The 24,808-nt window shown below is 38.4% G+C and carries 6 protein-coding genes; all 6 read left to right on the top strand.

Going from position 1 to position 24,808, the window contains the following annotated elements; translation table 11 throughout:
• Positions 1-396: antitermination protein NusG (locus B0A80_RS13740; protein ID WP_089077637.1), on the top strand; the 396-nt coding region annotated here is incomplete at its 5' end.
• 177 nt (positions 397-573) lie between these two features.
• Positions 574-9,915: a non-ribosomal peptide synthetase gene (locus tag B0A80_RS13745; protein ID WP_089077638.1), complete on the top strand. Its 9,342-nt coding sequence runs from the start codon at positions 574-576 to the stop codon at positions 9,913-9,915.
• 323 nt (positions 9,916-10,238) lie between these two features.
• Complete coding sequence (locus B0A80_RS21025; RefSeq protein ID WP_233430750.1) at positions 10,239-16,664, top strand: non-ribosomal peptide synthetase; 6,426 nt, start codon at positions 10,239-10,241, stop codon at positions 16,662-16,664.
• A gap of 187 nt (positions 16,665-16,851) precedes the next feature.
• Positions 16,852-20,160: a non-ribosomal peptide synthetase gene (locus B0A80_RS13755; protein ID WP_089077639.1), complete on the top strand. Its 3,309-nt coding sequence runs from the start codon at positions 16,852-16,854 to the stop codon at positions 20,158-20,160.
• A gap of 108 nt (positions 20,161-20,268) precedes the next feature.
• Positions 20,269-23,577, top strand: coding sequence for a non-ribosomal peptide synthetase (locus tag B0A80_RS13760; protein WP_165769257.1), 3,309 nt, complete (start codon positions 20,269-20,271; stop codon positions 23,575-23,577).
• A 285-nt stretch (positions 23,578-23,862) separates the two neighbouring features.
• Positions 23,863-24,624, top strand: a complete 762-nt coding sequence (locus tag B0A80_RS13765) for a ThiF family adenylyltransferase (RefSeq protein ID WP_017498831.1) — start codon at positions 23,863-23,865, stop codon at positions 24,622-24,624.
• Positions 24,625-24,808: the final 184 nt, after the last annotated feature.

Consider the following 24,808-nt stretch of genomic DNA (forward strand, 5'->3'; position numbering starts at 1 on the left):
AAGAAAATTGAAATTCCCTTATTTCCCAGTTATGTTTTTGTAAACATTAGAAACAACAAAGACTTTCATGATGCTTTAAATGTAGAGAGCGGTTGTTCCTACTTGTCTTTCGGCAAAGAATACGGCAAAGTTTCCGAAGAAGAAATCGCTTATATCAAACTCTTTACCCAGGGAAAAGATATGACCGATGTTCAAGTCGAATCGGCACTGCCAAAAATAGGCGATAAACTTAAAATCGAACATGGCGAACTATCAGGTTTGGAATGTGAAGTTTTCAGAGTCGACAATCAGCACAGAATCAGCGTACGATTAAGTTCATTACGCCAGAATATATCAGCCATAATACCTTTGTCGTATTTATCCAATCCGGAAGAAAACGTCCTTGCAAAGGCATAGGTTTTAAACTCCTCATTTCCTTGTTCTCAAAGGAAAAACACCCTATAAATCTTACTATACTATCAATTACCCTCTGTAGTGAAATCGGGGGGTGGTTGTTTTTATCCATACTACAAATCAAAATGGTACGATAACCTTACGTTTTCGGTATTTATTCAAATTATAAAAAGCAGACTTATGAAAAATAATGTCACAAATGTTCAGAAATATATCTGGCTTGATCAGATACTTGACAATGAATCACCAAAATACAATATTGGCGGTTATGCATTTATTAACGGAAGTGTTGATGTGGAGCGTTTTAAAACAGCATTCAATATTCTGATTAAAGAAAACGATATTTTTTCTTTTGTTTTTGAAGAAAAGAGTGGTTTTCCTGTATATTCCATTCAGGAAGCAAACAGTGATTTGGCCTTGACCTGTATCGAAGATTGGGAAGAATCAAAAGCGATTGAGATGATCGGGAAAGATTTTGTAATTCCTTTTGATATCGAAAAGGACAAACAGCTGTACAAAATGTGGCTTATTAAAGTGGCTCCTGAATCGTATATCTGGTATTCTAAACTTCACCATATCATTTCTGACGGTTTTTCATTTCAGTTATTGTTCAATAAAGTAAAACGAATTTACGAGCAATTGGGCACCACTGTGGTGTATGATGATTTATGTATAGGAAAAAACAAACTGTCTTACGAATCTTTTATCGCATTAGACAATGCGTACAGAGCTTCGGAAGATTTTTCTATTGATAAAAACTTCTGGTTAGGCCGTTACGAAGATCTGCCTTCTTTGATCTACACGGGTACCAATAAATCAGCAGGCCACTGTAATATCGAAATTGCACTTACAGAGGAAGAGAACGAAGCCTTATGGTCGTTTGTAAAAACAGAAAGACTGAGTATTTTTCATTTACTCCTGGGCTGTTTCTCTATTGTATTGTCTAAATATTACAACAGAGAAGAAGTCAATTTAGGGATGCCTATTTTGAACCGAAAAAATGCTGCCGAAAAAAATACTTTCGGACCGTTTTTGAGCATGTTACCGTTAAAACTGACGTTAGAAACAACGGCATCTGTAAGCGATTTTATAAAAGAAATCAGAACCACACTTTTTACCTGTTACAGGCATCAGCGTTTTCAGCAGGCCGACATCCTGCGAAATCTGCCACAGGAAAACTCAAAGCTTTATGATGTACGATTGTCATACGAGCGCATGCAATACGAATCTGAATTTTCGGGGAATAAAGCCAGCATACATCCATTGTCTAATGACAGTGAAGAAGATCCTATTTCTATTCACGTTTTTGAAGGGATCAACGGAGATCTTAGTTTTAGATTTGATATCAATGAAAAATATGTGTCAAAATTTGAAGCCAATCAGCTGATTGCCTCTTTCAGAAAAGTATTGACAGAATTACAGGAGACCAATCATACTGCTATAGCCGAGATTGAAATTTCGAGCAAAGAACAGTTAGAAGAAATACAAGCGATTTCAAAAGGACCTGTTGTAAAAAGACCGGAACAGACTTTCTTAAATCTTTGGAATGCTGCGGTAGCGGGCTATAGTTCAAAAACAGCGGTTTCTTGTCAAACTAATTTTTTAACTTATGAAGCCCTTGATGCACGTGCTAATATCATAGCTTCCTATTTACAGTCCAACGGCGTTAAAAAAGGAGATAAGGTAGGAGTGATGCTTTCGAGATCTGAGAAAAGTATTATTGGAATTTTGGCAGCCTTAAAAACGGGAGCTGTTTATGTACCTATTGATAATGCATATCCGGAGGAAAGAAAACACTATATTATAAAAGATGCCGGTTTAGGTTTTATCTTAACAGATTCATTTTCCAATTCTATTTCAGAAGACAAAGAATACAATATAGATCGTATTCCGGAAGAGCATAAAATAGCGGAAAATTATATTCCTGCTGCTTTGAAACCTGAAGATGAAGCTTATATTATTTATACTTCCGGTTCAACAGGAGACGCTAAAGGTGTTGTTATCAATCACGCTTCTTTATACGATTATGTGCTTACATTCGGTACTTATTTTAATCTTACCGAAGAAGATATTGTATTACAGCAGGCTTCTACTGCTTTTGATACTTCTGTAGAAGAAATTTTCCCGATTTTATCGGTGGGAGGGAATTTAGTGATTGCTCATGATACAAAAGATTTTAATAAATTATTGAGAGACTGCGAGCGTTTTGGAATTACTTTATTGAGTACGAATCCTTTTGTGCTTCAGTATCTTAATGACAACCATAAAAATTACAATTTTAATTTTAAAACCATTATTAGCGGAGGTGATACGTTAAAACCACACCAGGTAGATCAGCTTACAGCCAGTTATGATATCTACAATACCTATGGTCCTACAGAAAGTACAGTATGTGCGACCTATTATAAAGTGAATGAAACAGATACTTCATTTCCTATCGGGAAACCAATTACCAATAGAGGAGTATACCTGTTAGACGGAACAAAAATATTACCAAAAGGTGCCATTGGAGAAATTGGACTTTCCGGTTTAGGTTTAGCAGTTTCTTATCTCAATAAAAAAGAATTGACAGATAATGCCTTTATCCATATAAATGGAGAGCGTATCTACAAAACCGGAGATTTAGGAAAGTGGAGCGTAGACAATAATTTGATTTTTTATGGCAGAAAAGACAGTCAGCTTAGTTACAAAGGATATCGTATTGAAGTAGGAGAAATAGAACAAGCCATACAAAAAGTAAATGCATATGTGGTAGACAGTTATGTGTGTATTAATGAAGTGGGAGGAATGCCTATTCTGATTGCCTATTTAGTAGCCAACGAGTCTTTTATCAATATATCTTCTTTAGTAATTGATTTAAAAGCTCATTTACCGGAATTTATGATTCCGACGCATTTTGTAATCTTAGATGCTATTCCTTTAATTCCTAACGGAAAAATTGATATTAAGAGTTTACCGGAACCTAAAACTATAAACATTGCAGAAGCAGTTCAATTGCCGGTAACACCCGAAGAAAAAGAGATCGCTTCAATCTGGCAGGAATTATTACGCCTTGATCAGGTTGATGTAAACGTGAGTTTTTTCGAATTAGGAGGACACTCTTTATTGGCCAATCAGTTTATAAGCAGTTTACGTGATCAAAAAGGAATTGAATTGTCGTTAAGAGATTTTTACAAATCTCCTACTATCAAAGAAATTAGTGAACTGGTTCCTACTTTAAACAAAAAAGAAGTTCAAAATATTAAAGCTCCTGAGCAAGAGTTGTACCCGTTGTCTTTTTCACAAGAAAGATTATGGTTTTTAAATCAGCTGAATAGTGCCGATACTTCTTATCACGTATCAAGAGCCATGAAATTAAAAGGTTTTGTTGAGGTTGCCGCACTCGAAGAAACGTTTGCGAAACTGATCAAAAAACATGAGATTTTAAGAACTGTTTTTGTGAATCAGGAAGGTAAGCCTTATCAAAAAATACTACCTCCATTTGGGTATACCATTCCGGTTGTAGATTATACCGGAATAAAAAATAAAGAAAACAAAGAGAAAGTAATTGCCGATAGTCTGGAAAGAATAGAGAGCCGTGCTTTTGAAATTGAAGAAGGACCGCTTTTTAGAATAGAATTATTAAAGTTCTCCGATCAGGAAAGTGTACTTGTATTTTGTGAGCATCACTTAATTTTAGACGGATGGACGCAGGGAATCTTGTTTAGAGATTTCGTTGATATTTATAATGAATTAAAAAGAGATCCTGATTTTGTGGCAGAGAAGCCTGAAGTTACTTTTAAAGACTATGCTTATTGGGAAAGAAATAGTCTGAACGAAAGTGTTATCAGCGAAAAATTGGATTATTGGGAAAACAAATTTGAAGGTTTTTCTAACGGATTGTTGTTGCCTTTAGATTTCGAAAGAGAGGAAACTACTGTGAAAAAAGGCGGTACGATAGAGCATGTATTTTCATTAGATTTTTCCGAAAAACTACGTCAGTTTTCCGAAAAACAAGACGTGTCGTTGTTTATCACAATGCTCGCAGCCTTTAAAATAGTGCTGCATAAATTTAGCAATCAAACCGATATTTCTGTGGGGACAGCAGTTGCCAACAGACGTTATAAAGAATTCCAGGAAGTTTTAGGTATGATTGTAAATACGATCGCATTACGTACTACGTTTAGCAATGAAAATTCCTTAGCAGAGGTACTTAACGAGGTGAAAGAAACCTGCCTGGATGCTTATTCTTATGATGATACCCCTTTTGGAAAAGTAGTAGAAAGAATAAATCCGGAAAGGAGTTTAAATCTGCATCCGTTATTTCAATACATGTTTAGTTTTGTGAACGTTCCGGTACAAAGCATGTCTTTGCTGGATGCGGACATCGAAATTTTGAACGGGCACAATAAAACATCCCGATTTGATATTAGTGTTGTTGTCAATACCGTATACGAACAAATCGATTCTTTAACAGATAATAAACCGGACAGAAGAATTTCGGTAGAATGGGATTACAATGCAGGGATCTTTAAGTATGCCACAATGAAACGTGTACTGAAAGCATACCTTAAAGTTTTAGAGGCTCTTGTTGAAAATCCTGCGCAATCACTGGCAAGTTTGGATTACATTTCAAGCTCAGAGAAAGCGATTCTTTTGGAAGATTTTAGCACTTCAAAAGTAGAAGCAATAGTAGAAGCTACAGCCGTTGAAATGTTCGAGCAGCAAGCCGGGCAAACCCCTGATGCCGTAGCAGTAGTTTTTGAAAACAGATCATTAACTTACAAAGAACTAGATGAGCTTTCCAGCCAGTTGGCGCATTATTTATTGAAGGAGTATGAGATAAAAACAGAGGACCTTATTGCTGTAAAATTAGAGCGCAGCGAGTGGATTTACACCTCCCTTTTGGCCGTATTGAAAACCGGCGGTGTTTATGTTCCTATAGATCCGGGTTATCCGGAGCAAAGAATTGCTTATATCGAGCAAGACAGTGCCTGTAAAGTTGTTATTGACGAGAAGTTATTGGCGAATTTCATCTCCCGTCAGGACAATTATCCAACCACATTACCTGTAATTTCTTTGACTCCGGAGAACCTTATGTATGTCATTTATACCTCAGGTTCCACAGGACAGCCCAAAGGCGTAATGATCGAGCACAAAAGTTTGGTGAATTATATCCTAAATCAAAAAGAAGAATTCGGGTTTGATGCGTCCGATCGTATCGTACAATTCTCCAACAACGCCTTTGATGCGTCAATGGAACAGATCTTTTTGGCTTTGCTTAACGGAGCCACCCTGATAGGTGCTCCAAAAGAGCGTATCATTGATCCGACCGATTTTATAAACCTATTGAAAGAACACAGTGTAACCCACCTGCATGCCACCCCGGGTTATTTGTCACATTTAGAGCACCTTTCTACCTGCAAGACCCTGAAAAGAATCGTTGCAGCAGGAGAAGTATGCCCAAAAAATCTGGCCGAAAAAATGATTAAAATAGCCGACTTCTACAACAAGTACGGCCCAACAGAAGCCACCATTAGCGCTGTTATGGGAAGAGTAGAGCAGAGCGATCTGCAAAGAAACCTTGTTTCAATTGGCAAACCCTTAAAAGACAGCCAGATCTATATTCTATCCGATAACCTGGAATTGCAGCCTATCGGTGTATTTGGAGAACTGTGCATCTCCGGAAACAGCCTGTCCAGAGGATACCTGAACAATGCTGAACTCACCGAAGAAAAATTCATCGCCCATCCCTTCATTGCAGGAGCCAGACTCTACAAAACAGGCGATCAGGGCCGATGGTTACCCGATGGCAGCATCGAACTCACAGGTAGAAAAGACCAGCAGGTAAAAGTAAGAGGCCACCGAATAGAACTCGGTGAAATCGAACACGCCTTATTAACACAAGACAATATCAGTCAGTGTGTGGTAACCGTACAAAACATAGAGACAGAACCCGCAATAGTAGCCTATGTGGTGGGAGAAAAAGAGCTTGACAAACAAGAACTTCGCGCCCAATTGAGCCAATATTTGCCTGATTATATGCTTCCGGGGTATTATGTCCAATTAGGCGCCATTGCATTAACCTCCCATGGTAAAGTGAATCTAAAAGCATTGCCTAAAGTAGATGTAAACGACAAGATTCAACAAGAATATACCGCTCCGGAGACCGTTTTAGAGAAACAACTCGCTGCAATCTGGGAAGAAATACTGGGTATAAAAACCATAGGAACCACAGATAATTTCTTTGAATTGGGCGGACACAGTCTGAAAGTCATCTTAGTAGCCAATAAAATCAACCGACAATTAGGCTATCAGATCAGCGTAAAAGATGTCTTTTTGAACCCAACGATCTCAGGAATCATCAGCAAACTTGAGGAAGGAACCTTCACCGCTATACCCAAAGCAGAGCAGCAGGAAAGCTACGTTTTAAGCTCTTCTCAGCACCGCTTATGGATATTAAGCCAGTTCGAAGGCGGAAGTCAGGCCTACAACATTCCCGGTTCGTTTGAATTAGAAGGAAATTTAAACACAGCGCAATTAACAGAAGCTTTCAACCTTCTTATTGCCAGACATGAAACCCTAAGAACCTACTTCAAAAGAGACGATCAGGGAGAAGTGCGTCAATTTGTAATCGATGCCAAAGACATTGACTTCAAAGTAGATTATGAAGATTTTACTAATGTTGAAAATCAGCAGGCAATAGTAGAAGAAAGAATTCTCCAAAGCTATCAACATCAGTTTGATTTAGAGAAAGCCCCTTTGGTCAATCTGAAACTCATCAGACGATCAGAAAACAAACACCTGTTACTCTTTAACATGCATCACATCATTAGTGATGGCTGGTCTATGGGAATTTTAAGCCAGGAACTTATCACGATTTACGATCATTTAACCCAAAATAAAACCATCAGTCTTCCGGAGCTAAGCATACAATATAAAGACTATGCCACCTGGATGAGAAGTGAAGAACAAATCAGTAAACTAAAAAAATCAGAAGCCTACTGGCTGGATATCTTTAGCGGTAACCTGCCTGTATTAGAACTTCCGACAGAGAAAATACGACCAAGAATAAAAACCTATGCCGGAGATTCCATCACCCATAATTTCAGCAAAGAAGCAAGTGTTACCCTGAAAACATTCTCAGAGCAACACAACAGCAGTCTTTTTATGACCCTGATGGCAGCAATCAACGGACTACTCTCGAGATATACCAACACCAGAGACCTTATTTTAGGGACACCAATTGCCGGAAGAGAGCACAGTGATCTGGAAAATCAAATCGGACTTTATCTCAATACCCTGGCCATTCGAACCACATTTGAAGAAAATGCCAGTTTTGAAGAACTATTAACCATACAAAAAGAAACCCTGCTTGATGCCTATTCCCATCAGGAATATCCGCTGGACAATCTGGTAGAACAACTAGGTTTAGGACGCGATACAAGCCGATCAGCACTTTTTGATGTACTGGTAGTTTTGCAAAATCAACAGGATTTATTTGATTCAAATGCAGAACAAATAGAAAGTTTAACCTTAAAACCTTACAAAGCCAATTCAAGAAAAGTAAGTCAATTCGATTTAAGCTTTGTTTTCTCCGAACAACAAGGAGAACTAAGCCTACACATCGAATACAATACTGATATTTACGAATCAGAATTTGTAGTGCGACTGGCGGCTCATTTAGAAAACTTTTTAACCAAAGCCATCCAAAATCCGGAGCAAAAAGTAGCCACGCTTAACTACCTGAGCGAAGCTGAGACCACACAATTGCTAGAGGATTTTAACGACACAGCAGTAGCGTATCCTAAGGACAATACGATGGTTGACTTATTTGTAGCCCAGGCAGAGAAAACACCCGGGCAGATCGCTTTAATAACCGATACAAAAAGTTTTACCTATAAAGAACTCGATGAGGTTTCGAATGAATTATCACACTACCTGTTAAGTAATTACAACTTAGCCGTAGAAGATTTAGTAGGCGTAAAACTGGGCCGTAGCGAGTGGCTGCTTATTGCCTTATTGGCCGTTTTAAAATCAGGATGCGCTTACGTTCCGATCGATCCCAACTATCCGGCGCAAAGAATTGAGTACATCGAACAAGACAGTAAATGTAAAATAACCATAGACGATAACTTTATAACAACTTTCAGACAAGCAGAATCTATATCAAAATCGTTGCCGCAGATTTCTTTCAGTTCTGAGCACCTAGGCTACATCATCTACACCTCGGGATCCACAGGAAAACCAAAAGGAGTCATGATCACCCACCAGAACGCTGTAGCCATGTTATGCTGGTCGCAGAGAGAATTTAGTGATACCGATTTTGATACTTTATACGCCGTAACCTCATATTGTTTTGATTTGTCGGTTTATGAATTTTTCTATCCTTTAAGCATCGGAAAACAAATACGTTTACTGGCCAATGGATTATCGATAGGAGATTATATCCAGAGCGACAAAAACGTACTGATCAATACCGTTCCATCGGTAATTCATACCCTGATCGAAAAAGGAACCACTTTTGAGAATGCTGTTGGAATCAACCTTGCCGGAGAAGCATTCCCAGTGAGTATCGCCAACCATTTTGCAGATTCCGACATCGCCATTAGAAACCTGTACGGACCATCAGAAGACACCACCTACAGCAGTTATTACAGAGTAGAAGGGACTTACGAAAATTCCGTGCCTATTGGAAAAGCACTGGACAACACCCAGTTTTATGTACTCTCAGAAGAGTTGGCCTTGCAGCCTGTGGGAGTTATTGGAGAAATCTGTATCTCAGGAGACGGTTTGTCCAGAGGGTATTTGTACCAACCGGAACTCACCGCAGAAAAATTTATCAAAAACCCATTTAACGATACTACTAAATTGTACAAAACTGGCGATTTAGGTAAATGGCTGCCTGACGGTACCATCGCTTATATAGGCCGAAAAGACAGTCAGGTTAAAATCAGAGGACATCGTATTGAATTGGGTGAAATCGAGCAGGTATTGCAGTCACAGGAAGATATCGATCAGTGTGTGGTCATCACGGCAACCGTAAATGGCGATCCGGTCATTGTGAGTTATCTGGTGAGCACCGCAACTATTGACAAACAACAGCTTCGTCAGTCACTTTCGAGAGAATTACCAGAGTATATGTTACCGAGCTTTTATGTGTTTTTAGATAAATTTCCTCTGACACCTAATGGTAAGATCGACAAAAAAGCATTACCATCAGTAAGCACAGAGGATGTTATCCAACAGGAATATGTGGCTCCGACCAATGAAATCGAAGAAAAACTGGTAGCCATATGGGAAGACATTCTAAAACTAGAGAAAATTGGCATTACGGATAATTTCTTTGAATTGGGAGGGAACAGTTTAAAAGCTACCGTTTTAATCAACAAAATAAACAGAGCTTTTGATACAAGACTTTCAATTCAGGATTTATACAAAACTCAAGATATCACAGGAGTTTCCAGGAAATTAAAATTTATTCTGTTTCAAAATGAATTAGCTGTAGAGACAGCTGATGATCTGGATGAGATATTGATATAATTTATAGTGTTTACTATTTTTTACCCCAACGGTTTACTATAAAATCTAATCGCGAGTTTCATTTTATAGCTTAAGCATGGCTGTATTTTAATAGCCATGCTTTTTTTTGCAACATCTAATATGCTCGATTTATGAGTATAATTCACTGTATTACTATATACGTTTTAAGGACGTAGACCTTTTCCAGAAAAAAGAGTGTTTCTATTTTTTAAAATTAATTATGCTCAGCAGGTAGGTGCATTTGGCTTCCAACTATTGAGACAGATAGTGGTATGTTTTAAAAAAATCATATAAGCATTCCAACCTACTTTAAAAATCATATCATGATAAAGAATCTAATACAAACGTTACAATCCTTAAATATCAGACTTCGGATAGAAAATGGAGATCTGAAAATTAATGCTCCGAAAGGTGCTTTGACTCCTGAAATTATTGCAAGTATTAAAGCCTGTAAAAATGAGTTGATCAAACTACTTTCGTCTTCAGAGTCTATCCCAAAAGCTGCGATAAAAGAATCATATGCACTTACTTCGCCTCAACAGCAGCTATGGACTTTAAGTCAGTTTGAAGGAGGTAATTCGGCTTATAATATTTTTGATGCCTATGAATTTAAAGGCGCATTAAATTTTGAAAAGCTAAATCAGACTTTTAAGATTTTAATGGAACGACATGAGAGTTTGCGTACCGTTTTTAAAGAAGATGAACAAGGAGTTTTGGGACAGTATATCATCCCTTTTGCCCAGTACAGTGGGGTTTTACAATTTACAGATTTAAATAATGCCACGACTGAAGCCTTAAGCAATCATGCTAATGCACTTCAAAGGCATACTTTCGACTTAGAAAAAGGACCACTTTTTTTAGGAGAGATTGTAAAGACAGCCACAGATCATCATATTTTGATGCTTAATATGCATCATATTATTGGCGATGGTTGGTCAATGGGAATATTGAGTAAAGAGTTTATGGCCATTTACAATGAACTGGCCATAGGAAACGAGATCATATTGCCTGATTTGCCTATTCAATACAAAGATTATTCAGAATGGCAAAACAGCCCGTCCAGACAAGCAGTATTGGGAAAATCTAAAGCTGTATGGTTAGAGACATTCTCAGGCGATTTACCGGTTTTAGAATTGCCGTCCGACAGGACAAGGCCTAATTTTAAAACTTATAACGGTTCAGGAGTATATCATTTTTTTTCAAAAGAGAGTACTACTGCGCTGAATGCCTATGCCCAGCAAAATGGCGTGACACTTTTTATGCTTTTAATGGCCGGAATCAACGGATTACTGTCCAGATATGCCAATACCAGAGATATTATTTTAGGAACTCCGGTAGCAGGAAGAAAACATGGTGATCTCGAAAATCAGGTTGGGTTGTATTTGAATACGCTGGCCATTCGAACCACTTTTGAAGCAACAGCAAGTTTTGAAGAATTACTAACGGTACAAAAAGAAACCTTATTAAAAGCCTATTCGCATCAGGACTATCCTTTCGACAGTTTGGTCGAAGCGCTTAATCTTAAAAGAGACTTAAGCCGATCAGTTTTGTTTGATGTTTTAGTGGTATTTCAAAACCAGGAAGAGTTATTAACATCTCAAGGGTTAGTACTAAACGGTCTTGAAATAACACCTTATAAAAATCAGGAAAAGTCAGTTAGTAAGTTCGATTTAAACTTTTCTTTTTCAGAAAAACAAGACCAATTGTCCTTGGTAATAGATTACAATACTGATATTTATGAATTGGATTTTGTAACGCGTCTGGCTTCTCATTTGGATAGTTTTTTAAGGAAAGGAATCCAAAATCCGAATCAAGAAGTAGCCAGTATTGATTACATTTCAAGCTCAGAGAAAGCGATCCTTCTGGAAGATTTTAGCACTTCAAAAGCAGAAGCAATAATAGAAACTACAGCCGTTGAAATGTTCGAGCAGCAAGCCGGGCAAACCCCTGATGCCGTAGCGGTAGTTTTTGAAAACAGATCGCTGACTTACAGAGAACTCAACGGGCTTTCCAGCCAGTTGGCGCATTATTTATTGAAGGAGTATGAGATAAAAACAGAGGACCTTATTGCTGTAAAATTAGAGCGCAGCGAGTGGATATACATCTCTCTTTTAGCCGTATTGAAAACCGGCGGTGTGTATGTTCCTATAGATCCGGGTTATCCGGAGCAAAGAATTGCTTATATCGAGCAAGACAGTAAATGTAAAGTTGTTATTGACGAGAAGTTATTGGCGAATTTCATCTCCCGTCAGGACAATTATCCAACTACATTACCTGTTATTTCTTTGACTCCGGAGAACCTCATGTATGTCATTTATACCTCAGGTTCCACAGGACAGCCCAAAGGCGTAATGATCGAGCACAAAAGTTTGGTGAATTATATCCTAAATCAAAAAGAAGAATTCGGGTTTGATGCGTCCGATCGTATCGTACAATTCTCCAACAACGCCTTTGATGCGTCAATGGAACAGATCTTTTTGGCTTTGCTTAGCGGAGCCACCCTGATAGGCGCATCAAAAGAGCGTATCATTGATCCAACCGATTTTATAAACCTATTGAAAGAACATAGTGTAACCCACCTGCATGCCACCCCGGGTTATTTGTCACATTTAGAGCACCTTTCTGCCTGCAAGACCCTGAAAAGAATCGTTGCAGCAGGAGAAGTATGCCCAAAAAATCTGGCCGAAAAAATGATTAAAATAGCCGACTTCTACAACAAGTACGGCCCAACAGAAGCTACTATTAGTGCTGTTATGGGAAGAGTAGAACAAAGCGATCTGCAAAGAAATCTTGTTTCAATTGGCAAACCCTTAAAAGACAGCCAGATCTATATTCTGTCCGATAACCTGGAATTGCAGCCCATCGGTGTATTTGGAGAACTCTGCATCTCCGGAAACAGCCTGTCCAGAGGATACCTGAACAATGCAGAACTCACCGAAGAAAAATTCATCGCCCATCCCTTAATTGCAGGAGCCAGACTCTACAAAACAGGCGATCTGGGCCGATGGTTACCCGATGGCAGCATCGAACTCACAGGTAGAAAAGACCAACAGGTAAAAGTAAGAGGCCACCGAATAGAACTCGGTGAAATCGAACATGCCTTATTAACACAAGACAGCGTCAGTCAGTGTGTTGTAACCGTACAAAACATAGAGACAGAACCCGCAATAGTAGCCTATGTGGTAGGAGAAAAAGAGCTTGACAAACAAGAACTTCGTGCCCAATTGAGCCAATATTTACCTGATTATATGCTTCCGGGTTACTATGTACAATTAGACGCCATTGTATTAACCTCCCATGGTAAAGTGGATCTAAAAGTATTGCCTAAAGTGGATGTAAACGACAAGATTCAGCAAGAATATACCGCTCCGGAGACCGTTTTAGAGAAACAGCTCGCTGCAATCTGGGAAGAAATACTGGGGATAAAAACCATAGGAACCACAGACAATTTCTTTGAATTGGGCGGACACAGTCTGAAAGTAATTTTGGTAGCCAATAAAATCAACCGACAATTAGGCTATCAGATCAGCGTAAAAGACGTCTTTTTGAATCCAACCATCTCAGGAATCATCAGCAAACTTGAGGAAGGAACCTTCACCGCTATACCCAAAGCAGAGCAGCAGGAAAGCTACGTTTTAAGCTCTTCTCAGCACCGCTTATGGATATTAAGCCAGTTTGAAGGTGGAAGTCAGGCCTACAACATTCCCGGTTCGTTTGAATTAGAAGGAAATTTAAACACAGCGCAATTAACAGAAGCTTTCAACCTTCTTATTGCCAGACATGAAACCCTAAGAACTTACTTCAAACGAAATGAAGAAGGAGAAGTGCGTCAATTTGTAATCGATGCCAAAGACATTGACTTCAAAGTAGATTATGAAGATTTTACTAATGTTGAAAATCAGCAGGCAATAGTAGAAGAAAGAATTCTCCAAAGCTATCAGCATCAATTTGATTTAGAGAAAGCTCCTTTGGTCAATCTGAAACTCATCAGACAATCAGAAAACAAACACCTGTTACTTTTCAACATGCACCATATTATCAGTGATGGCTGGTCTATGGGAATTTTAAGCCAGGAACTTATCACGATTTACGATCATTTAACCCAAAATAAAACCATTAATCTTCCGGAGCTAAGCATACAATATAAAGACTATGCCACCTGGATGAGAAGTGAAGAACAAATCAGTAAACTAAAAAAATCAGAAGCCTACTGGCTGGATATCTTTAGCGGTAACCTGCCTGTATTAGAACTTCCGACAGAGAAAATACGACCAAGAATAAAAACCTATGCCGGAGATTCCATCACCCATAATTTTACCAAAGAAGCAAGTGTTACCCTGAAAACATTCTCAGAGCAACACAACAGCAGTCTTTTTATGACCCTGATGGCAGCAATAAATGGATTACTCTCGAGATACACCAATACCAGAGACCTTATTTTAGGGACACCAATTGCCGGAAGAGAGCACAGTGATCTGGAAAATCAAATCGGACTTTATCTGAACACCCTGGCCATTCGAACCCGTTTTGAAGAAACAGCAGATTTTGAAACCTTGCTGCAAATACAAAAAGAAACCCTGCTCGATGCCTATTCCCATCAGGAATATCCGCTGGACAATCTGGTGGAACAACTAGGTTTAGGTAGAGATACAAGCCGATCAGCACTCTTTGATGTACTGGTAGTTTTACAAAATCAACAGGATTTATTTGACTCAAATGCAGAACAAATAGAAAGTTTAACCTTAAAACCTTACAAAGCCAATCCAAGAAAAGTAAGTCAATTCGATTTAAGCTTTGTTTTCTCTGAACAACAAGGAGAACTAAGCCTACACATCGAATACAATACTGATATTTATGAATCAGAATTTGTGGTACGACTAGCGGCTCATTTAGAAAACTTTTTAACCAAAGCCATCCAAAATCCGGAGCAAAAAGTAGCCACACTCAATTACCTGAGTGAAGCTGAGACCACACAATTGCTGGAGGATTTTAACGACACAACAGTAGCGTATCCTAAGGATCATACCATGGTTGACTTATTTGTCAATCAGGCCAAAAAAACACCGGAGCAGATCGCTTTAGTAACCGATACAAAAAGTTTTACCTATAAAGAACTCGATGAGGTTTCTAATGAATTATCGCACTACCTGTTAAGTAATTACAACTTAGCCGTAGAAGATTTGGTAGGTGTAAAACTGGGCCGTAGCGAGTGGCTGCCTATTGCCTTATTGGCCGTTTTAAAATCAGGATGCGCTTACGTTCCGATCGATCCCAACTATCCGGCGCAAAGAATTGAGTATATTGAGCAAGACAGTAAATGCAAAATCACCATAGACGACAGTCTTTTAGAAGCTTTCAGACAAGCAGAATCCATATCAAAATCTCTTCCGCAGATTTCTTTCAGTTCAGAGCATCTGGGCTACATCATCTACACCTCAGGATCCACAGGAAAACCAAAAGGAGTCATGATCACCCATCAGAACGCTGTGGCGATGTTATGCTGGTCGCAAAGAGAATTTAGCGATACCGATTTTGATATTTTATACGCCGTAACCTCACATTGTTTTGATCTGTCCGTTTATGAATTTTTCTATCCTTTAAGTATCGGAAGAAAAATACGTTTACTGGCCAATGGATTATCGATAGGAGATTATATCCAGAGTGACAAAAACGTACTAATCAATACCGTGCCATCGGTAATTCATACCCTGATTGAGAAAGGAACCACCTTTGAGAATGCTGTTGGAATTAACCTTGCCGGAGAAGCATTCCCGGTGAGTATCGCCAACCATTTTACAGATTCCGGCATTGCCATTAGAAACCTGTACGGACCATCAGAAGACACCACCTACAGCAGTTATTACCGAGTAGAAGGGACTTATGAAAATTCCGTACCTATTGGAAAAGCACTGGACAACACCCAGTTTTATGTACTCTCAGAAGAGTTGGCCTTGCAGCCTGTGGGGGTAATTGGAGAAATCTGTATCTCAGGCGACGGTTTGTCCAGAGGGTATTTGTACCAAGCGGAACTCACCGCAGAAAAGTTTATTACTAACCCATTTAACGATACTACTAAATTGTACAAAACAGGTGATTTAGGCAAATGGCTGCCTGACGGTACCATCGCTTACATTGGCCGAAAAGACAGTCAGGTTAAAATCAGAGGACATCGTATTGAATTGGGTGAAATCGAGCAGGTACTACAATCTCAGGAAGATATCGATCAGTGTGTGGTCATCACGGCAACCGTAAATGGCGATCCTGTAATTGTTAGTTATCTGGTGAGCACTGCAATTATTGACAAACAACAGCTTCGTCAATCACTTTCGAGAGAATTACCGGAATATATGTTACCGAGCTTTTATGTGTTTTTAGATAAATTTCCACTAACACCCAACGGTAAGATCGATAAAAAAGCATTACCATCAGTAAGCACAGAGGATGTTATCCAACAGGAATATGTGGCTCCGACCAATGAAATCGAAGAAAAACTGGTAGTCATATGGGAAGACATTCTAAAACTAGAGAAAATTGGCATTACTGATAATTTCTTTGAATTGGGAGGAAACAGTTTAAAAGCTACCGTTTTAATCAACAGAATCAACCGGGCATTTGATACGAGATTCTCCATTCAGGATTTATATGAAACTCAGGATGTTATTGGAATTTCCAAAAAGCTAAAATTTGTTCTTTTTCAAAATGAATTAGCTGTAGAAACAGCTGATGATTTGGATGAGATACTAATCTAAAATTGGACTGTGAGTTTCATTTTATTTTTGAATACCACTTACTTGCAGTTATGTTGCATTGTGAAATGTGAAATGAATCCGCTTACAGCATAAAATAAATAATTTGATACCACCACTTTACTAATACAATTGTGTCGCTCTTCTAAAAATTGCAGACGAACTCAAAGTTTACTTTAAAAATAATATCATGATAGAGAACTTAATACATACATTAGAAAACTTAAATATCAGACTTCGGGTAGAAAACGGCGATTTGAAAATTAATGCTCCAAAGGGGACTTTAACTCCTGAAATTATTGAGGACATTAAGATCCATAAAAATAGATTTATTACCTTGTTGTCATCGTCAGAATCAATTCCAAACGCAGCGATAAAAGAATCTTATGCACTTACTTCTTCACAATACCGTTTGTGGACTTTAAGCCAATTTGAGAGCGGTAACTCGGCCTATAACTTATTTGCTGCATTTGAATTTATAGGAGCGCTGGAATTTGAAAAATTAGCCGAAGCCTTTCAAATTTTGGTAGAAAGACATGAGAGTTTACGTACCGTTTTCAAAGAAGATAAACAAGGGAATCTGGGACAGTATATTGTTTCGGCCGCTCAATACACTGGAGCTTTACAGTTTAGAGATTTAAGTAATGCCACAGCTGAAGTCCTTAGCAATCATATTAATACACTTCAAAAACATGTTTTTGATTTAGAAAAAGGACCTCTTTTTATAGGAGAGATCGTAAAGACAACTGCAGATCATCATATTCTAATGCTCAATATGCATCACATTATTGGCGATGGCTGGTCGATGGGGGTATTGAGTAAAGAATTTGTAACCATTTATAATGGATTGGTTATAGGAAATGAGATCGTATTACCAGACTTGCCTATTCAGTACAAAGATTATTCAGAATGGCAAAACAGTCCGTCCAGACAAGTAGTCTTGGAAAAATCCAAAGCTTTATGGTTAGAGATATTCTCAGGGGATTTGCCGGTTTTGGAACTGCCTTCCAATAAAGTAAGACCCAAATTTAAAACGTATAACGGTTCAGGCATAAAACATTCTTTCTCAAAGGAGAGTACCACCGCACTTAACACTTATGCCCAGCAAAATGGCGTAACTCCTTTTATGGTTTTAATGGCCGGAATAAACGGATTACTGTCCAGATACACCAACAGCAGAGACATTATTTTAGGTACTCCCGTAGCCGGAAGAGAACACAGTGATCTGGAAAATCAGGTTGGGTTATATTTAAATACCCTGGCCATTCGAACCACATTTGAAGCAACAGCAAGTTTTGAAGAGTTACTGACCCTACAAAAAGAAACCCTGCTCAATGCCTATTCGCATCAGGACTATCCTTTAGACAGTTTGGTAGAAGCGCTTGATCTTAAAAGAGATTTAAGCCGTTCGGTTTTGTTTGATGTTTTAGTGGTGTTTCAAAATCAGCAGGAATTGTTAGGGTCTGAAAGTTTAACGATAAACGGTGTTGAAATAAAACCTTATAAAAATCTGAAAAAGTCATTTAGTAAATTTGATTTAACCTTTGCTTTTTCAGAATATCAGGGAGAAATGGCTTTAGATTTCGAATACAATACCGATATTTATGAATCAGAATTTGTAGCGCGATTAGCGGCTCATTTAGAAAACTTTTTAACCAAAGCCATCCAAAATCCGGAGCAAAAAGTAGCCACACTCAACTACCTGAGTGAAGCTGAGACCACACAATTGCTAGAGGATTTTAACGACACAACAGTAGCGTATCCTAAGGATCACACTATGGTTGACTTATTTGTCAATCAGGCCAAAAAAACACCGGAGCAGATTGCTTTAGTGACCGATACAAAAAGCTTGACCTATAAAGAACTCGACGAGGTTTCGAATGAATTATCACACTACCTGTTAAGTAATTACAACTTAGCCGTAGAAGATTTAGTAGGTGTAAAACTGGGCCGTAGCGAGTGGCTGCCTATTGCTTTATTGGCCGTTTTAAAATCAGGATGCGCTTACGTTCCGATTGATCCCAACTATCCGGCGCAAAGAATTGAGTACATCGAACAAGACAGTAAATGTAAAATAACCATAGACGATAACTTTATAACAACTTTCAGACAAGCAGAATCCATATCAAAATCATTGCCGCAGATTTGTTTTAGTTCGCAGCATCTGGCCTACATCATCTACACCTCAGGATCTACAGGAAAACCAAAAGGAGTCATGATCACCCATCAGAACGCTGTGGCCATGTTATACTGGTCGCAAAGAGAATTTAGTGATACCGATTTTGATATTTTATACGCCGTAACCTCACATTGTTTTGATCTGTCCGTTTACGAATTTTTCTATCCTTTAAGCATAGGAAAACAAATACGTTTACTGGCTAATGGATTATCGATAGGAGATTATATCCAGAGTGACAAAAACGTACTAATCAATACCGTGCCATCGGTAATTCATACCCTGATCGAAAAAGGAACCACTTTTGAGAATGCTGTTGGAATTAACCTTGCCGGAGAAGCGTTTCCGGTAAGTATAGCCAACCATTTTACAGATTCCGGCATTGCTATTAGAAACCTGTACGGACCATCAGAAGATACCACCTACAGCAGTTATTACCGAGTAGAAGGAACTTATGAAAATTCCGTGCCTATTGGAAAAGCACTGGACAACACCCAGTTCTATGTCCTTTCAGAAGAGCTGGCCTTGCAGCCTGTGGGAGTTATTGGAGAAATCTGTATCTCAGGAGATGGTTTGTCCAGAGGGTATTTGTACCAACCGGAACTCACCGCAGAAAAGTTTATTACAAATCCATTTAACGATACTACTAAACTTTATAAAACAGGCGATTTAGGTAAATGGCTGCCTGACGGTACCATCACTTACATTGGCCGAAAAGACAGTCAGGTTAAAATCAGAGGACATCGTATTGAATTGGGTGAAATCGAGCAGGTATTACAATCACAGGAAGATATCGATCAGTGTGTGGTCATCACGACAACCGTAAATGGCGATCCGGTCATTGTAAGTTATCTGGTAAGCACCGCAACTATTGACAAACAACAGCTTCGTCAATCACTTTCGAGAGAATTACCGGAATATATGTTACCGAGCTTTTATGTGTTTTTAGACAAATTCCCTCTGACACCCAATGGTAAGATCGACAAAAAAGCATTACCATCAGTAAGCACAGAGGATGTCATCCAACAGGAATATGTGGCTCCGACCAATGAAATCGAAGAAAAACTGGTAGCCATATGGCAAGACATTCTAAAACTGGAGAAAATTGGCATTACGGATAATTTCTTTGAATTGGGAGGGAACAGTTTAAAAGCTACCGTTTTAATCAACAGAATAAACAAGGCTTTTGATACGAGATTTTCTATTGAGGATTTGTATGAAACTCAGAATGTTATTGGAGTTTCGGAAAAACTGAAATTTATTGTGTTTCAAAATGAATTGGCCGGAGAGTCGGTTGATGATTTGGATGAAATTATGATATAAAGTTATCTCAATTCAGCCGATAGTATTTTTTGATGCTAACTAGTGAGATGAGAATATAATGATTCTGAAAAACAGAGATGCTTTTTAATTTATTTAAAAAATGATATCGTGATAAAAAATTTACTACATACGTTACAATCCTTGAATATCAGACTTCGGGTTGAAAATGGGGATTTGAAAATTACTGCTCCGAAGGGGGCTTTAACTCCTGAAATTATTGAAGAGATTAAAGCACATAAAAACGAACTGACCAAATTACTTTCATCTTCAGAGTCTATTCCCAAAGCTGCCATAAAAGAATCTTATGCGCTTACTTCGTCTCAGCACCGTTTGTGGACCTTAAGTCAGTTTGAGACGGGTAATTCAGCCTATAACCTATTTAATGCCTTTGAATTTAAAGGGGTGTTGGAATTTGAAAAATTAGCCGAAGCCTTTCAAATTTTAGTGAAGAGACATGAGAGCTTACGTACCGTTTTTAAAGAAGATGATCAGGGTAATTTGGGACAGTATATTGTTCCGATGGCTCAATACAGTGAAGCTTTACAGTTTACAGATTTAAATAATGCTACAGCTGAAGTTTTGAGCAATCATGCTAATACACTTCAAAGACATGCTTTTGATTTAGAAAAAGGACCTCTTTTTATAGGAGAGATCGTAAAGACAGCTACAGATCATCATATTCTAATGCTCAATATGCATCATATTATTGGCGATGGCTGGTCGATGGGGATATTGAGTAAAGAATTTATAACCATTTATAATGGATTGGTGATAGGAAGTGAGATTGTATTATCGGACTTACCTATTCAGTACAAAGATTATTCAGAATGGCAAAACAGCCCGTCGAGGCAAGCCATGTTGGAAAAATCTAAAGCGGTATGGCTAGAGACATTTTCAGGAGATTTGCCGGTTTTGGAACTGCCTTCCAATAAAACAAGACCGAAACTTAAAACGTATAACGGTTCAGGGATAAAACATTCCTTCTCAAAAGAAATTACCACTCAGTTTAACACTCATGCACAGCAGAATGGGGTAACACTTTTTATGCTTTTAATGGCGGGAATAAATGGAGTACTGTCCAGATATGCCAACAACAGGGACATCATTTTGGGAACACCGATAGCGGGAAGAAAACACAGTGATTTGGAAAACCAGGTTGGGTTGTATTTAAATACGCTGGCCATTCGAACCACATTTGAAGAAAAAACAAGTTTTGAAGAGTTACTGAAGATACAAAAAGAAACCTTATTAAAAGCCTATTCTCACGAGGATTATCCTTTTGATAGTTTGGTAGAAGCGCTTGATCTTAAAAGAGATTTAAGCCGTTCGGTTTTGTTTGATGTTTTAGTGGTATTTCAAAATCAACGGGAATTATTGGCGTCTGAAAATCTAACTATAAATGGTGTTGAAATAACATCCTACAAGCAGTTGAAGAGGCCCTTCAGCAAATTTGATTTAACCTTTGCTTTCGCAGAATATCAGGGAGAACTAGGCCTATACATCGAATACAATACTGATATTTATGAATCAGAATTTGTAGCTTGTTTAGCGAATCATTTAGATACTTTTTTAACCAAAGCCATTCAAAATCCGGAGCAAAAAGTAGCCACGCTTAACTACCTGAGCGAAGCCGAGACCACACAATTGCTAGAGGATTTTAACAACACAGCAGTAGAGTATCCTAAGGATCACACTATGGTTGACTTATTTGTTAATCAGGCGAAGAAAACACCGGAGCAAATCGCTCTACTAACCGATACAAAAAGTTTTACCTATAAAGAACTGGATGAGGTTTCTAATGAATTATCACACTACCTGTTAAGCCATTACAACTTAGCCATAGAAGATTTAGTAGGCGTAAAACTGGGCCGTAGCGAGTGGTTGCCTATTGCCTTATTGGCGGTTTTAAAATCAGGATGTGCTTACGTTCCGATCGATCCCAACTATCCGGCGCAAAGAATTGAGTACATCGAACAAGACAGTAAATGTAAAATCACTATAGACGATAGGTTTATCGAAAGTTTTAAACAAGCAGAATCCATATCAAAATCTCTTCCGCAGATTTCTTTCAGTTCAGAGCACCTGGGCTACATCATTTACACCTCAGGATCCACAGGAAAACCAAAAGGAGTCATGATCACCCATCAGAACGCTGTGGCGATGTTATGCTGGTCGCAAAGAGAATTTAGTGATGCCGATTTTGATATTTTATACGCCGTAACCTCACATTGTTTTGATTTGTCTGTTTACGAATTTTTCTATCCTTTAAGCATAGGAAAACAAATACGTTTACTGGCTAATGGATTATCGATAGGAGATTATATTCAGAGCGACAAAAACGTACTAATCAATACCGTGCCATCGGTAATTCATACCCTGATCGAAAAAGGAACCACTTTTGAGAATGCTGTTGGAATTAACCTTGCAGGAGAGGCATTCCCGGTGAGTATCGCCAACCATTTTGCAGATTCCGGCATCGCTATTAGAAACCTGTACGGACCATCAGAAGATACCACCTACAGCAGTTATTACCGAGTAGAAGGGACTTACGAAAATTCCGTGCCTATTGGAAAAGCACTGGACAACACTCAGTTCTATGTCCTTTCAGAAGAGCTGGCCTTACAGCCTGTGGGGGTAATTGGAGAAATCTGTATCTCAGGTGATGGCTTGTCCAGAGGGTATTTGTATCAGCCTGAATTAACCGCCGAAAAGTTTATTACAAATCCATTTAACGATACTACTAAACTTTATAAAACAGGCGATTTAGGTAAATGGCTGCCTGACGGTACCATCGCTTACATTGGCCGAAAAGACAGTCAGGTTAAAATCAGAGGACATCGTATTGAATTGGGTGAAATCGAGCAGGTATTACAATCACAGGAAGATATCGATCAGTGTGTGGTCATCACGGCAACCGTAAATGGCGATCCGGTCATTGTTAGTTATTTGGTAAGCACTGCAACTATTGACAAACAACAGCTTCGTCAATCACTTTCGAGAGAATTACCGGAATACATGCTGCCAAGTTACTATGTTTTCCTGGATAAATTCCCTCTGACACCCAACGGAAAGATCGACAAAAAAGCATTACCATCGGTAAGCACAGAGGATGTTATCCAACAGGAGTATATTGCTCCTTCGAATGAAATAGAAGAAAAGCTTGTTGCCATCTGGGAGGAAGTTTTACAAAAAACGAAAATAGGAGTAAGTGATATCTTTTTTGCGCTTGGCGGACACAGTCTGAAAGCCACTCAGGTAATTTCTAAGATTCAGAAAGAATTCAATATTAAAATTGAACTTAAGGAATTGTATAAAGAGCCGACAATTACCAACTTGGCCGGTTACATAGAATCCATACAAATTTTAAACAAACAACAGTTGATTCCTTCTGTTGTTGGGGAAGAATTGGTTTTTTAGAGCCACAGTTCATCTAAAAAAAGAGTATAAAAAAACAGTTACAGGAGTATTCTTGTAACTGTTTTTTTGTTTTACAGCTATTGTAATTTGCTGTATTTCAATTGTTTTTTGACTGAAGTGATTTAATTGTTTTTTCTGTTTTGTGCCTAGTGCGTTGATTTACAGTTTGTAATGGTTTTTAAGGTGATTAAATCAGTGATACTGGGGGTTCAAACGGTAAAAACTACCCTTTAGGTTAAATGGGTACTGGTTGTTTCTGTTTAATTTTGAATAAAAAATAATACTATGGATGATCGTTATTCAAAGAATAAACTTTATCTAAGCGATGAAGAACAAGAGATTATAAAAGATTTTCCAATTTTGCTGGCAGGAAGCGGTATTGGAAGCGTAATTGCGGAATGTGCGCTGCGTTTTGGTTTTGAAAAAATCACTATTGTAGATGGTGATCAGGTAGAGCGGTCTAATTTGAGCAGACAGAACTATACAGAAGATGATATCGATTCTAACAAAGTAGATGCTTTGGCAAGACGATTGAAATCAATCAATAAAAATGCAGAAATCAATTGCATTGATTTTTTCCTCACGGTCGAAAACATAGGGGATCATATTAAAGGTCACAAAGCGGCAATTAATACGCTGGACTTTTCTTCTCCGGTACCGCTGATATTCGATACCGCTTGTCAAAAGTTAGACATTCCGGTGCTGCATCCTTATAATATCGGATGGGGAAGTCTGGTAACTGTTATTGCCAGAGATGGCCTTCTTTTAAACGCACTGGCAAATGGAGAAGAAGAATTCAATGAATCGACTATGATGGATTACGCTTCAAGTTATTTGAGATTTTGGGGAAATCCGCAAAAATGGATGGACAGTATTATTGAAAAATACAAAATCGAAAAAGGCTGTCAGTCCCCGCCACAAATGGCCATTGCATCATGGTCGGTAGCAGCTCTGTGTACTCATTTGCTTTTTAATATTGCGACCGGTAAAAAATTCAAAAAATTCCCTGAGTTTTATTTATCCGCAATCATAGATGAAGATTTATAGAATCCCTTTTTGGGCTTTTAGCAATGATAATTTACCGAGTAGAGACATAGATTTTTGGAGTGTTAGATGTGAAATATAAATTGTGAAACGTCTTAATTTTACCCGGAGAATCTATGTTTCTATGTATTTAAGGCATAGCCACAGATTAACGGATTAAAAGGATTAGTAAAGAGTAAAGAGTAAA

It is taken from the genome of Flavobacterium tructae, assembly GCF_002217475.1.
Taxonomy (GTDB): domain Bacteria; phylum Bacteroidota; class Bacteroidia; order Flavobacteriales; family Flavobacteriaceae; genus Flavobacterium; species Flavobacterium tructae.

Excerpts from the sequence above, each read along its gene's own strand:
- B0A80_RS13745 (WP_089077638.1), top strand. The coding sequence starts at position 574 with ATGAAAAATAATGTCACAAATGTTCAGAAATATATCTGGCTTGATCAG.
- B0A80_RS21025 (WP_233430750.1), top strand. The coding sequence starts at position 10,239 with ATGATAAAGAATCTAATACAAACGTTACAATCCTTAAATATCAGACTT.
- B0A80_RS13755 (WP_089077639.1), top strand. The coding sequence starts at position 16,852 with ATGATAGAGAACTTAATACATACATTAGAAAACTTAAATATCAGACTT.
- B0A80_RS13765 (WP_017498831.1), top strand. The coding sequence starts at position 23,863 with ATGGATGATCGTTATTCAAAGAATAAACTTTATCTAAGCGATGAAGAA.